This window comes from Pseudomonas sp. AC193, assembly GCF_979258075.1.
In genome coordinates this window covers 1,522,838-1,535,900 of the sequence record NZ_OZ409832.1, presented here as the reverse complement: position 1 = coordinate 1,535,900, position 13,063 = coordinate 1,522,838, and the positions used below count along the sequence as shown (strand labels likewise).

The 13,063-nt window shown below is 57.4% G+C and carries 9 protein-coding genes and 1 pseudogene; 4 read left to right on the top strand and 6 right to left on the bottom strand.

Annotated features, from left to right (window positions below; all coding sequences use genetic code 11):
• The first annotated feature begins 63 nt into the window (after window positions 1-63).
• Window positions 64-2,742 (top strand): RHS repeat domain-containing protein, encoded by a 2,679-nt coding sequence (locus ACZZ0D_RS07110; RefSeq protein WP_463552775.1) that lies wholly within the window; start codon window positions 64-66, stop codon window positions 2,740-2,742.
• 74 nt (window positions 2,743-2,816) lie between these two features.
• Here the strand turns inward: ACZZ0D_RS07110 and ACZZ0D_RS07105 are convergent.
• Window positions 2,817-2,996: pseudogene (locus tag ACZZ0D_RS07105) on the bottom strand (DUF6124 family protein); the annotation flags it as partial.
• A 168-nt stretch (window positions 2,997-3,164) separates the two neighbouring features.
• Here ACZZ0D_RS07105 and ACZZ0D_RS07100 point away from each other — a divergent pair.
• A complete protein-coding gene (locus tag ACZZ0D_RS07100) occupies window positions 3,165-3,569 on the top strand; it encodes a hypothetical protein (protein WP_463552774.1) in 405 nt (134 codons plus the stop codon).
• A gap of 169 nt (window positions 3,570-3,738) precedes the next feature.
• Here the strand turns inward: ACZZ0D_RS07100 and ACZZ0D_RS07095 are convergent, their stop codons facing one another.
• From ACZZ0D_RS07095 to ACZZ0D_RS07075, 5 genes are all read right to left on the bottom strand, one after another.
• Entirely contained in the window at window positions 3,739-4,071 is a 333-nt protein-coding gene (locus ACZZ0D_RS07095) for a DUF2790 domain-containing protein (RefSeq protein WP_463552773.1), read from the bottom strand.
• 66 nt (window positions 4,072-4,137) lie between these two features.
• A complete protein-coding gene (locus ACZZ0D_RS07090; RefSeq protein WP_463552772.1) occupies window positions 4,138-4,338 on the bottom strand; it encodes a co-regulatory protein PtrA N-terminal domain-containing protein in 201 nt (66 codons plus the stop codon).
• Window positions 4,339-4,564: 226 nt separating this feature from the next.
• Window positions 4,565-7,714, bottom strand: coding sequence for a CusA/CzcA family heavy metal efflux RND transporter (locus tag ACZZ0D_RS07085; protein ID WP_463552771.1), 3,150 nt, complete (start codon window positions 7,712-7,714; stop codon window positions 4,565-4,567).
• Between the two features lie 14 nt (window positions 7,715-7,728).
• The gene (locus tag ACZZ0D_RS07080; protein ID WP_463552770.1) at window positions 7,729-8,916 is read right to left on the bottom strand and encodes an efflux RND transporter periplasmic adaptor subunit; all 1,188 of its coding nucleotides are present in this window, start codon (window positions 8,914-8,916) and stop codon (window positions 7,729-7,731) included.
• Window positions 8,917-8,965: 49 nt separating this feature from the next.
• On the bottom strand, window positions 8,966-10,213 hold the full coding sequence (locus ACZZ0D_RS07075) for a TolC family protein (RefSeq protein ID WP_463552769.1): 1,248 nt from the start codon (window positions 10,211-10,213) through the stop codon (window positions 8,966-8,968).
• A 536-nt stretch (window positions 10,214-10,749) separates the two neighbouring features.
• Between ACZZ0D_RS07075 and ACZZ0D_RS07070 the strand changes: the two genes are divergently transcribed.
• Both ACZZ0D_RS07070 and ACZZ0D_RS07065 read left to right on the top strand, forming a co-directional pair.
• Window positions 10,750-11,424, top strand: coding sequence for a heavy metal response regulator transcription factor (locus tag ACZZ0D_RS07070; RefSeq protein WP_053121655.1), 675 nt, complete (start codon window positions 10,750-10,752; stop codon window positions 11,422-11,424).
• Window positions 11,421-12,827 carry a heavy metal sensor histidine kinase gene (locus ACZZ0D_RS07065; protein WP_463552768.1) on the top strand — a complete coding sequence of 469 codons (1,407 nt, stop codon included), beginning with the start codon at window positions 11,421-11,423 and terminating at the stop codon, window positions 12,825-12,827. The genes ACZZ0D_RS07070 and ACZZ0D_RS07065 overlap by 4 nt, the downstream gene beginning before the upstream one ends.
• The last annotated feature ends 236 nt before the right edge of the window (window positions 12,828-13,063 follow it).

Sequence of the window (13,063 nt, the reverse complement as noted above, 5' to 3'; positions counted from 1 at the left end):
GGTGATGCGGCTGATAATTGCAGCAAGCTTGAATCGACAGTGCGTTTCAATAAGGGTGACTATATGGGTGTCAGTTCACTTACCCCAAACGTCGCAGTAAATGACAATCGTGGCTTGCCGGTGCGGCAGATTGCGTACTGGCGCCAGGATGTCAGCGAGCCTGAGGCGCGGGTGACCCTTGCGCAGCATGACGCCGCCGGGCGATTGGTGGCGCAGCAGGATCCGCGGTTGCTGGCGGATGCTTCGGCGCCGGCGAATCTCGTGTCGGTCTATTCGCTGTCCGGGAAGGTGTTGAGCACGGTCAGTGTGGATGCCGGCTGGCGGCTCAGCTTGTCGGGTGAAGCGGATCAAACGTTGTTGGGATGGGATGGTCGGGGGAGTCAGCGCTGGACGGAGTATGACGACCAAATCCGGCCAATCGCGGCGTTTGAGCACGCAGTTGATGCTGGTTTTTTGTGTGCCGAGCGTTTTGCCTATGGCGGCGACAATCCGGCATTTTCCGCGCGTAACCAATGCGGGCAACTGATTCGCCACGATGATGCGGCGGGCACACAGCTGTTCGAACAGTTCGGTTTGGCGGGTGAGGTGTTACAGCAGACACGCCATTTTTTGCAGACGCTGGAATCACCCGACTGGCCGGAGCCCATTGCCGAGCGTGACACGTTGCTTGAACCCGGTGCGGGGTTCACGGCCCGCGCACGGTTTAACCCGCTGGGTGAGGCCATCGAACAAACCGATGCCAAAGGTAACCGGCAGATGATCAGCCACACCGTTGACGGCCTGTTGCACGAGGTTCGTTTGCAACTGGCAAAGGACGTCGCGCCGAAGGTATTGGTCAGCGCCATTCAGTACAACGCCCACGGTCAGACTGAGCGGGAAACGGCCGGCAATGGCGTGATCACCTCGCTGGAGTATGCCGCGCAGAACGGTCACCTAACACGACTTCAAGCCAAACGTGGCAACGACGCACTGCAAGATTTGCGTTACGTATACGATCCGGTAGGCAACGTGCTCAGCATCGAAGACGCCGCCCTGCCCGTTCGCTACTTTGCCAATCAGCGGGTTGAACCGGTTAATCGCTACGTTTACGACAGCCTCTATCAGTTGATCAACGCGACGGGATGGGAGGCTGGCGGTTCTAATCAAGGCCCGACATTTTCGAGGTTTGACGATCCGGCGTCGTGCGCCAACTATTCGCAATCCTACCGCTATGACCGTGGCGGCAACTTGCTGGAACTGACGCATGACGGGCCGCAGAGTCACGGTCATCGACTGGTGGCGGCTGCGCAGAGTAATCGCTGTTTACCGGTGATCAATGGCGTGGAACCGAGCGAAGAGGACTTTCGCAACAGCTTTGATAGCAGCGGCAATTTGCTCAACCTGCAACCGGGGCAGGTTTTGCGTTGGGATCTGCGTAACCAGTTGTGCGAAGTCAGACCCGTGGCGAATGACCGTGAGCGTTACGTTTACGGCGCCGACGGTATGCGCGTTCGTAAAGTGCGCTCTGTGCAAACCAACGCCCGAACGCTGATTTCGGATGTTCGTTATCTGCCAGGTCTGGAACTGCGCACCCACAGCGGAACGGGGGAAGCGTTGCAGGTGATCACCGTTCAAGCCGGACGCAGCAGCGTGCGGGTTTTGCATTGGGAATCCGAGCCGCCGAAAGACATCGCCAACGATCAATATCGCTACAGCCTTAATGATCATCTCGGTTCCTGCGCGCTCGAACTGGACAACTCAGGCGACATCATCAGCCAGGAGCGCTATCACCCGTTTGGCACGACCGCATGGTTTGCCGGGCGCAGCGAAATCGAAGCGGGTTACAAAACGGTGCGCTATTCGGGGCAAGAGCGAGATGCCACGGGGCTTTATTACTATGGGTTTAGGTATTACGTGCCGTGGTTACAGCGCTGGCTTAATCCGGATCCGTTGGGAACCGTGGATAGCTTGAACTTATTTAGCATGGTCATAAACAACCCGATGAGTTACTTCGATGTCGATGGCGGAGTTCGCGAAGGGCTCACGGATGCTAGGCGGACGGAGGAACCACCTGAACATACGCCTGCTGCATTGACAGGTACTCCGTTCTCATCAAGTGAGAAAGAACCAGGTAGTTCGAAATTTGATTTCCCTGACCCCGTCCCTCCTTCTCCGCAAAGCAACGAAAATGCTCACCTCTTGACTGAGTCCATGCAGCTACTTGAGTTGAATGCAACGCCCTCCACAACGAGCATCATCTCTGTTCTAGACGATATCGGTAATCGCCCACCTATTTCTGGAGGTGGTGAGGGGGAGATTTTCGAGAGCCTCGATGGTAATTACGTCTACAAGAAATTTCATGGATTTAGTAGCTTGGACTCCATTCCCGGCTCTGTGAAATTTGAGGAGCAAGGTTTCAATGATTACTACGGGGCCGGCGCAGCAACGGCTATTTTGGAGGATAAACAGGTTTACCTGAAGATGATAAAGCTTGACGGAAAGCCTTTGGACAAATTTGAAAACCAATCCATAACGATAGACGCTGTTTACGCGCTACAAACTATGTTTGAAGAGCTGGAAGGCAAGGATCTATTCCATCAGGACGTACAGAGCAAGAATTTTCTTTATTCCGAGAAACACAAAAAAGCTTATCCCGTTGACATGGCAGTACTCAGCTACGAACTCGCTCAGTACACCATCGATGTTTACAACAGAAACCAGCAAAGTGTGATCCAGGATTTTGCAAACAAGGTAAAACACTGAGAATGCTATGGGCGGCCGAAAAAACCGGCTCATTCAATCTGAGCCGATTTGGCGCCACCGAACTGATGCACCGCTTATGCGGGCGGATCGACGTTATCCCAAGCTTTATTTACCGCCAATTCACCGAGCATGACCACTTGCGCGATACCCAGCAGCGTCTTGCGATGCGTGCCTTCGAGTTGCGCGGCGAAGTCGCCGAGCATGACGGTGGCCGAGGCGAGGGATTCGCGGGCGTTGGCCAGTAAGAATTCGCTGAGGGCAAATGCGCTCCACAGAAATCGATATAACACTGAGCAACTCAGAAAAACGTCCAAGACGTCTACTGTCAACTCTGACAGTAGATCACCGAATAAAAATATCGATACTATCGAACGGCTGCTTTTAGAAGCGGCTCAATATATTCATTACGTAAAGGAATAGACATGAGCAACTCAACTGAAATCTCTACCACGTCGTTGACTGGCCACTTTAAAGCTATTACCACACACGACAGCAAGCCGTACTTGACCAGCGATACAGTGACTTACAGCAGCGACAACGTGACCGGGCGCCAAGGCGCACGCGAACTTCGACTGACATTTAAAAAAGGCACTCCACCAGGCGAATATCAATTTGACAAAGGGCATTTTACAGGAGGACAACTCACGAGCCAGCTTCCAGGCTCAGGGGTCATCAACACACGATTCATTATTATCCAAGGTGACTTAACGTTAACTGAAACAAGTCTTTCTAGAGTCACAGGCGCGTTTCATATCAAACTGATTGGCACACAAGACCTCAACGAAAAAATCGAGCTTAAGGGCACATTTGATATTCAAGACATTTAATAACCAACCCCTTCATTTTCGTTATAATCAGCGGCATAGAGCCAGAATTGATGCCGAAATAAAATCCGTTCACTGTAGGAGCTGCCGTAGGCTGCGATCTTTTGATCTTGAAAACCAAGATCAAAAGATCGCAGCCTACGGCAGCTCCTACAGGGGATTGTGATTTTTTTCAGCTTCCGCCGTTGCGGCAAACGCCCGCCACGCTGTATTTGATTGTGTTGAGCTGGCCCTTCGAATCTTCGTACGTCATCGCTGTCGGCACCACGGCGCAGGCCGCCTCGGGCTTGACCACGCTCACCACTTTGACCACGTCGAGCTTCATCCCGTACGCGTAATCCTTCACCACCGGCGGCGCTTTGCCTTGGCTGGCGGCGTACTGTTCCATGGCTTTGGTGTTGGCGCTGAGCGCGCGTTCGAAGGTGCGATCACCGCCGCCCTCGGCCAGCGCATTCACCGACACTGCCATCGCTGCAGCGAACGCTATCCGTTTAAAAATCTTCATGTCCATTGCCTCATCGAATAGCCCGGCATCGGCAGTCGATGACAGGCTTGCTCATTTTCCGAACGCTTACAGCGCTTTGGTTTTGTCGTCTTTTTTCTCGTTCAACACGACAGGGTCGCGGGCCTGTTCCTTGGCGACGAACAGTTCGACGGAACGGTCGTTGGCGGCCATCATTTTTGCGAACGTGCGGTCACCGCCACCTTCGGCCATGACCAGGGAAGACACCGCGAGCGCGGCTGCGAAGGCACTGAGTTGGGCTAGTTTCATGGTTGACTCCTCGTTTAAGTAGCTGACGGGATCAAGGTAACAAGGTGAACCTTTCGTGACGGTGGCGGGGAAATTACAGATCCGTTATCTGCCGAAACAGCCTTTTAAGTCCGCACACAAAACCAATGTGGGAGCGGGCTTGCTCGCGAAAGCGGTGTGTCATTCAAATAATGTTTTGACTGACACACCGCTTTCGCGAGCAAGCCCGCTCCCACAGGGGGATTACCTATTTAGTTGGAACGTTGTCCTCATCCCGGCGATGCGCGAGCTGGTAGAGAGCCGGCAAGATCAGCAGTGTGAGGATGGTCGAGGAGAGGATCCCGCCGATCACTACGGTGGCGAGCGGCCGCTGCACTTCGGCGCCGGTGCCGGTGGCGAGGGCCATTGGGATGAACCCCAGCGATGCGACAAGCGCTGTCATCAACACTGGCCGCAAGCGTGTCAGTGCGCCTTCGTTAATGGCATCGGAAAGCGAACGCCCCTCCTCGCGCAAATTACGAATAAACGCAATCATCACCAAGCCATTCAACACCGCCACACCCGACAACGCGATAAACCCCACCCCCGCCGAAATCGACAGCGGAATATCTCGCAGCCACAGCGCCATCACGCCGCCGGTCAGCGCAAACGGGATCCCGGTAAACACCAGCAGTCCATCCTTCAGATTGTTGAACATCATGAACAACAACCCAAACACCAACAGCAACGCCACTGGCACGACAATCTGCAAACGCTTGGCCGCCGATTGCAGTTGTTCGAACTGCCCGCCCCAACTCGTCCAGTAACCAGCGGGCACCTGCACATCACGCTCAATCACTGCGCCAGCCTCGCTGACAAACGAACCGATATCACGCCCACGCACGTTGGCGCTGACGATCACCAGGCGTTTACCGTTTTCGCGGCTGACCTGATTCGGGCCGAGCACCAGGTCGAGGCTGGCGACTTCCTTGAGGGCGATAAAACCGATCTGACTCGCCGTGCCATTCACAGAAGGCACCGGAATCAGCAGCGCCGAGAGTCCGTCGATGTCCTTGCGCATGGCATCGGACAAACGCACGACCATGTCGAAACGCCGATCGCCTTCATACAAAATCCCCGCCTGACGCCCGCCCACCGCAACGGCAATCGTGTCCTGCACATCCCCCACATTCAGCCCATAACGCGCCGCCTTGTCGCGATCGATATTGATGGTCAGCACCGGCAACCCGGTGGTTTGCTCGACCTTCACTTCAGAGGCGCCGTTGACCTTTTGCATGGCTGCGGCAATCTTCGCCGCCGTGGCGTTGAGCACGTCCATGTCATCGCCAAACACCTTCACCGCGACGTCACTGCGCACCCCGGAGATCAGCTCGTTGAAGCGCAACTGAATCGGCTGCGACAACTCATAGTTGCTGCCCGGCAAGGTCGCGGCAGCGGCTTGCAACTCGGCCATCAAGGTTTCGCGCGACTTGCGCGGATCCGGCCACTGCTCTTTCGGCTTGAGCATCACGTAGCTGTCGGAGATGTTCGGCGGCATCGGATCGGAAGCGATTTCGGCGGTGCCGGTACGAGCAAAGACGCGTTCGACCTCCGGCACTTTCGCCAGAATCACCCTCTCCAGGCGCTGCTGCATGTCCACCGATTGCGTCAGGCTGGTGCCCGGCACGCGCAACGCTTGCAGAGCAAAATCCCCTTCGCTGAGGCTCGGCACAAACTCGCTGCCCATGCGACTGGTGAGCACGCCGCTGAGCACGATCACGGCCAACGCAGCGCTCACCGCGACAGCGCGATGACTCATCACCCAGGCCAGCGCCGGCGCATAAACGCGGCGTGCACCGCGCATCACCGCGCCCTCTTCTTCTTTGACTTTGCCGGTCACGAACAACGCAATCGCCGCCGGGACAAAGGTCACCGACAACAGCATCGCGCCAAGCAAAGCGATGACCACGGTGAACGCCATCGGATGGAACATTTTCCCTTCGACGCCGCTCAACGCGAAAATCGGCAGGTACACGACCATGATAATCAACTGCCCGAAAATCAGCGGTCGCCGCGCTTCTTTCGCCGCCGCAAACACCTCCTTGAAACGCTCGGCGCGGGTCAATAAACGCCCATGATGCTGCTGCGCATGGGCCAATCGCCGCAGGGTGTTTTCAACGATTACCACCGCGCCATCGACGATGATGCCGAAGTCCAGCGCGCCCAAACTCATCAGGTTGGCGCTGACTTTGTTGCTGAACATCCCGGTGAAGGTGAACAGCATCGACAACGGAATCACCATCGCGGTAATCAGCGCCGCGCGGATGTTGCCGAGGAACAAAAACAGAATCGCGATCACCAGAATCGCGCCTTCAATGAGGTTCTTTTTCACCGTGGCGATGGCTTTGTCGACTAGGTGAGTACGGTCATAAACCGGCACGGCGATTACGCCTTGGGGCAAGGATTTATTGATCTGTTCGAGCTTGCTGGCCACCGCTTGCGAGACCGTTCGACTGTTCTCGCCGATCAGCATGAACACCGTGCCGAGCACCACTTCGCGACCGTTTTCCGTGGCCGCGCCGCTGCGCAATTCGCGGCCGATTTCTACCGTCGCCACGTTCTTCACGCGGATCGGCGTGCCGTCGACATTGGCCATGACGATATTGGCGATGTCCTCGGTGCTCGCCACTTGCCCCGGTGCGCGAATCAGCAACTGCTCGCCGCTGCGCTCGATGTACCCGGCGCCGACGTTGGCGTTGTTGCGCTCCAGCGCGGTGACCAGATCAGTGAGCGTCAACTTGTACGCCGCCAGCCGTTTCGGATCCGGCGCAATCTGATATTCCTTGGCGAAACCGCCGATGGTGTTGATCTCGGCCACGCCCGGCACGTTGCGCAATTGCGGCTTGATGATCCAGTCCTGAATCACCCGCAAATCGGTCGGCGTGTAGCTTGTGCCGTCGTCCTTGAGCGCGCCCTCCTTGGCTTCAACCGTCCACAGAAAAATCTCGCCGAGCCCGGTGGAAATCGGCCCCATCATCGCTTCCGCGCCTTCGGGCAATTGCTCCTTGGCGATCTGCAAACGCTCGTTGACCAGTTGACGGGCGAAGAACAGGTCGGTGCCGTCCTTAAAGATCACCGTCACCTGCGACAGGCCCGAACGCGACAGCGATCGGGTCTGCTCCAGCGCCGGCAAACCGGCCATCGCCGTTTCAATCGGGAAGGTGATGCGCTGCTCGGTTTCCAGCGGCGAGAACCCGGCAGCGCCGGTGTTGATTTGCACTTGGACGTTGGTGATGTCGGGCACGGCGTCGATCGGCAGTTTTTGATAACTGGCGATACCGAGGCCAGCCATAAGCAGAACGGCGAGCAGCACGATAATGCGCTGCTCGATGGCAAACTGGATCAGGCGTTCGAACATGGGAGTCTTCCGGATCAGTGGCTATGCTCGGCTGAGGCTTTGCCCAGTTCCGATTTGAGGACGAAGCTGCCGGCGCTGGCGACTTGCACGCCGGGTTCCAGCCCCTGGGTGATTTCCACCTGGCCCGCCGCGCGACTGCCCAATTCAACCGGGCGCGCTTCGAAACCATCGTCAGTGCGCACGAACACCGTGGGTTTGTCCTCGACGGTCTGGATCGCCGTTTCCGGCACAGCGACTTTTGCTTCGCGGCTGTCGGTGGCGACCAGCGCGGTGACGAACAGACCGGGGCGCCATGAGCCTTGCGGGTTTTCCAGGGTCACGCGCACGGTTGCAGTGCGGGTTTGTTCGCCGAGCAAACTGCCAACATAGGCCACGCTGCCAACAACTTCGGCGTTCAATTCCGGCGCACTGACGGTGACCGCTTTACCCACTTGCACCTTGGTCAAATCCTTCGGTGAAACGCCGAATGTCACCCACACCCGCGACAGATCCGAGAGCGTGAACGCTGCCGTGGTTTCATCGACCACTTCACCCGGCGTCAGGTGTTTTTCCACCACCACGCCGTCAAACGGCGCACGCAATTCGTAGCGATTGCCGCCGGTGGCGACCACGCTGCCGCTGAGCACGCTGATCTTTTGCCGCGCATTACTCACGGCGATTTCGGCTTCTTGCAAAGCCTGACGCGCCTGGAGGAAATCCTGCTCGGCGGAGATCTTGTCCTGCCAGAGTTTCTTCTCTCGCTCATAGGTTGTGCGCGCCAATGCCAAACGCCGTTGCGCCGCCGCTTGTTCGCTGCGCTGATCGGATATCTGCTGACTGGCGATCACCGCGAGCAACTGGCCCTTCTTCACCGTCTGCCCGAGGTTGACCGAGACCGCCTCGACCACCCCCGGCACACGCGGCACCACGTGGGCGGTGCGGTCTTCGTCGAAACGCACTTCACCGGGGAACGGCAAGCCGAGGCTGATGTTTTGCGGTTTCGCTTCAGCCAATTGAATGCCGGCAGCGGTGATCTGCTCGGCGCTCAATTCGATGTGCCCTTCTTCGCCATGCTCAGCCGCAGCGCCTTCTTCAGCGTGATCGGCGTGATCCGCCGCTTCATCGGCATGCGCGTCGATGGAGGCATTGCCCGACCACATCGAGCCCACACCAATGCCCAACGCCAATGTCGCCGCAGCGACCACAATCAGTTTTTTATCCATGGAAACTCCTCTGCGCCGTGCCATCGCGCAGTGCTCAAAAAGATGAAATTCAAGGGCTGACGGCGAGCTCGCCGAAGATCCGTTCGATGCGTACGCGGGCGTCGGTGGCTTCACTGACGGCCTGGATGTATTGGCTGCGCGCGGCGATCAAGGTGCGCTGCGCATCTAGCACATCGAGGAAGCCGAACTTGCCCATTTCAAAGCCGCGCGTGGCGCTGTCGACGGCACTTTGCGCGGCGGGCAGGATGGTCTGGTTGAACGCTGTGACTTCGCCGTTAGCGGTCTGCCATTGCTCAAGGCTGGTCTGGATTTCGGTGCGCAAACGCAGTTCGGTAGCGTTGCGCAGATCCCGTGCCTGATCGGTGCGGCGCGCGGCGGCGAGTACGTTGCCTTGATTGCGATTGAACAGCGGAATCGGCATCGACAGCCCGACCACGTTGACCCGTTCGCGCTCGGTTTCGCTGTATTGGCTGCCGAGGCTTACGGTCAGATCGGGGATGCGCTGGGACTTCTCCAATCCCAATGAGGCTTCGCGCTGATCGATCTGCAACCTGGCCAGACGCAGCTCGGCGGTTTCGTTCAGACGCTCGAGTAATCTTGTCGGCGGTGGAACAGCCATCAGGCTTTTCGTCGGTGCTTGCACCTTGGTCGATGCAGGCAAAGGCGCGCCCATCACCTGCGCCAATTGTTGGTAAGCGTTGGCCTGATCGCGCTCGGCGCGGCTCACTTCAAGACGTACTTCCGAGAGCTGCACTTGCGCCCGCGTGCCTTCAACCGGCGACGATTTACCGGCCTCAATGCGCCCGTCAGCCACGCGCAAACCCTTCTCGGCGAGTTGCAGCGATTGTCGAGACAGATCCAGGCGTTGCTGTGCGGTTTGCGCGCTGTTGAATGCTTGAATCACATCGGCGCGCAAGGCATTGCGCTTGCGCTCCAGCTCAATGCCAGCCGCGTCCTGCGCGCGGCTGGCGACGTCGATCCGTGCACCGCGTTTACCGCCCAGTTCAATCGGTTGGCTGAGCATGATCGTCGTGGTGCGCGAATCGCGGCGAGTGTCTTCGGCCTCCCAGGAAACTTCGGGATTGGGGATCAAACCAGCCTGCACACGATCACCTTCGGCAATGCCGATTTCCCACTGCGCGGCGGCCAGATCGGGGTTACCGGCGAAGGCGCTTTGCAGGGCTTGATCCAGAGTCAGCGTCGAGGCGTTCGCCAGGCTGGCACTGGCCAGTAACAGCAGGCCGCCGAGTGTTTTTTGCAGGCGTGATCGCGCCGTCAGTTCAATTAAACCGGGCAATGGCAGACTTCCTTTATTCAAGAATCTTTGATGCCGCCACGGTAGGGTCTTGAACTTATCGACAAGGTGACTGGAACATTACAAATCCGTTATCCACGGTTTGAACTAGTTGTTTTGTTCTAGGATGCGAAGTGCGAACGCTGTTGTCGTAATACATAGAAACAAATGCAGGTTAGATATCTGCTGAACAGCCCTTGTGTAAATCAATGTCATGGGGGGTTTTGCAGTTTGTGCTGCGACAGGCTGTCGCAGATCGCCGTTTTAAAGCGCTTGGCGGTTGACCCTGTAGCCACTACAACCTTTATTGTGCGACTTCCCCTCACCCCAGCCCTCTCCCGGAGGTAGAGGGAGCCGACCGAGTTGTCTGGCGTTATTTAGCGACCTGTTACATCAAGTCGATTATGGATTCAGTAAAGCTTTTTCACGTCGGCGTAGTTCTGAAATATCCCCCATTCAGTCCCCTCTCCCTCCGGGAGAGCGCTAGGGTGAGGGCCCTTTTTAATCAAATACCCATTAAATATAAGTGGTGAAAGATCATGCGAATCCTTGTCGTCGAGGACGAGCTTAAAGCTGCCGAATACTTGCATCAGGGATTGACCGAAAGTGGATATGTGGTTGACCACGCCGCCACCGGCGCCGATGGTTTGCACCTGGCGCAACAACAGGCCTATGACCTGATTATTCTCGATGTGAACCTGCCCGAACTGGACGGCTGGGGCGTGCTGGAACAACTGCGCAAAACCCACGCCACGCGGGTGATGATGCTCACCGCGCGCGGACGTCTGGCCGACAAGATTCGTGGCCTCGATCTGGGCGCCGATGACTATCTGGTCAAGCCGTTCGAATTCCCCGAACTGCTCGCGCGGGTGCGCACCTTGATGCGTCGCAGCGAAAACATTCCGCTACCACAGGTGCTGAAAGTCGCCGATCTGGAACTCGACCCGGGCCGCCATCGCGCATTCCGTGGCGAGCAACGCATCGACCTGACCACCAAGGAATTCGCCCTGCTGCACCTGCTGATGCGCCAGTCCGGCGAAGTGCTGACGCGCACGCAAATCATCTCGCTGGTGTGGGACATGAATTTCGACTGCGACACCAATGTGGTCGAAGTGTCGATCCGCCGCTTGCGCGCAAAAATCGACGACCCGTTCGACAGCAAACTGATCCACACCCTGCGCGGTGTCGGCTACGTGCTGGAGGCGCGCGAATGAAACCGGCCAGCCTGTCGATGCGCCTCGGTTTGACGGTGAGCATTCTTGGCGCGCTGCTGGTGGTGTTTCTGGCGATCCTCGCCTATTTCGCCCTGACCCATGAGCTGAATGCGCTTTCCAGAGACAGTCTGGAAAAGAAGATGCAACAGGTTGAGCACAGCCTGTCGTTGTACGTCGACGCCAATGAAATCAGCGGTAAACCACATATCCTGCTCGATCAGGTGATGGGCCATGACAACCTCACGCTGACCATTTACGACCGCATTAATCAACGCTCGCCGCTGCTCAAATCCGGCTCGGGACTGGCCGAGCCACGGGTTGAATTGAAGGCGGTTCGCGCCACCACAGATCAGTTGACCTACAGCGACAGCACCGACGCGGAAGGGAAGAAATTCCTCACCGCCTCGAAACTGATTCGCCTCAAGGACGGCAACAGCGTGCCGGTGCTGCTGTCGGTGGATAACGCCCACGACGAGGCGTTGCTCAGCGCCTATCTACGCTCGACGCTGATTGCCTTGCCGCTGTTGCTGGTATTCATCGGCCTCACGGCGTGGGGCGCGGTGCAACGCGGACTGGCGCCGATGCGCGAGTTTCGCAAAGTCGCGGCGATGGTCTCGACTCAGGATCTCGATCATCGCCTGTCGGTGGTGAACATGCCACAGGAGCTCAGTGAATTGGCGCAGGGCATCAACTTCATGCTGCATCGACTGGATGCCGGGGTGCAGCAGTTGTCGCAGTTCTCCGACGATCTGGCGCATGAACTGCGCACGCCGATCAACAACCTGATGGGCAAGGCGCAAGTGACGCTCTCACGCGAACGCAGCGTGGAGGAATACAAGGATGTGCTGGTGTCGTGCACCGAAGAACTGGAGCGCGTGGCGCGGATCGTTTCCGACATGTTGTTTCTGGCGCAAGTGAGTCATCCGTCAGCGCTGGCGCCGTTTGAATCGGTGGCGCTGGAGGTTGAAGTGACGAAGGTGGCGGAGATGTTTTCATTGTCGGCGCAGGATAAGGGCATCCATTTGAACGTGGTCGGGAGCGCGACGGTGATGGGCGATCGGCTGATGATTCAGCGGGCGATTTCGAATTTGTTGTCGAATGCGCTGCGTCATTGCCCGAACGGGAAAACCGTCACGTTGTTGCTTGAACAAGGCGCGACGCAGACGTCGTTGCTAGTGAGCAATCCCGGCGCCGGGATCGAGGCGCAGCATCTACCGTATCTGTTTGACCGCTTCTACCGCGTTGATAGCAGCCGCTCAAGAACGCAGGGAAGTACCGGGTTGGGGTTGGCGATCGTGCGCTCGATCATGAGCCTGCATCAGGGGGTGGCGGAGGTGAAGAGCTTGCCGGGGGTGATGACGGTGTTCCGCCTGGGCTTCCCCACCACCGAATCATCCCTGTAGGAGTTACCGCAGGCTGCGATCTTTTGCTCTTTTTTTTTAGATCAAGATCAAAAGATCGCAGCCTGCGGCAGCGCCTACATAGATTTTCGGAGGTCGTGTCGGTCGATATTTTCGTACGACTTTTTACCGGTTTGCTCCCGTCCCTACGCAAACACCGAAAGCTCTCGCCGCAACCTCCGTTTTGTCCTACAGCCAGATTTGAGTAGGTAGTTCTATGGTGGTGGCCTTGGCAGATG

What these genes read in the sequence shown, in the direction of transcription:
- ACZZ0D_RS07110 (WP_463552775.1), top strand. Translation starts at nt 64, where the DNA reads ATGGGTGTCAGTTCACTTACCCCAAACGTCGCAGTAAATGACAATCGT.
- ACZZ0D_RS07100 (WP_463552774.1), top strand. Translation starts at nt 3,165, where the DNA reads ATGAGCAACTCAACTGAAATCTCTACCACGTCGTTGACTGGCCACTTT.
- ACZZ0D_RS07095 (WP_463552773.1), bottom strand. Translation starts at nt 4,071, where the DNA reads ATGAAGATTTTTAAACGGATAGCGTTCGCTGCAGCGATGGCAGTGTCG.
- ACZZ0D_RS07090 (WP_463552772.1), bottom strand. Translation starts at nt 4,338, where the DNA reads ATGAAACTAGCCCAACTCAGTGCCTTCGCAGCCGCGCTCGCGGTGTCT.
- ACZZ0D_RS07085 (WP_463552771.1), bottom strand. Translation starts at nt 7,714, where the DNA reads ATGTTCGAACGCCTGATCCAGTTTGCCATCGAGCAGCGCATTATCGTG.
- ACZZ0D_RS07080 (WP_463552770.1), bottom strand. Translation starts at nt 8,916, where the DNA reads ATGGATAAAAAACTGATTGTGGTCGCTGCGGCGACATTGGCGTTGGGC.
- ACZZ0D_RS07070 (WP_053121655.1), top strand. Translation starts at nt 10,750, where the DNA reads ATGCGAATCCTTGTCGTCGAGGACGAGCTTAAAGCTGCCGAATACTTG.
- ACZZ0D_RS07065 (WP_463552768.1), top strand. Translation starts at nt 11,421, where the DNA reads ATGAAACCGGCCAGCCTGTCGATGCGCCTCGGTTTGACGGTGAGCATT.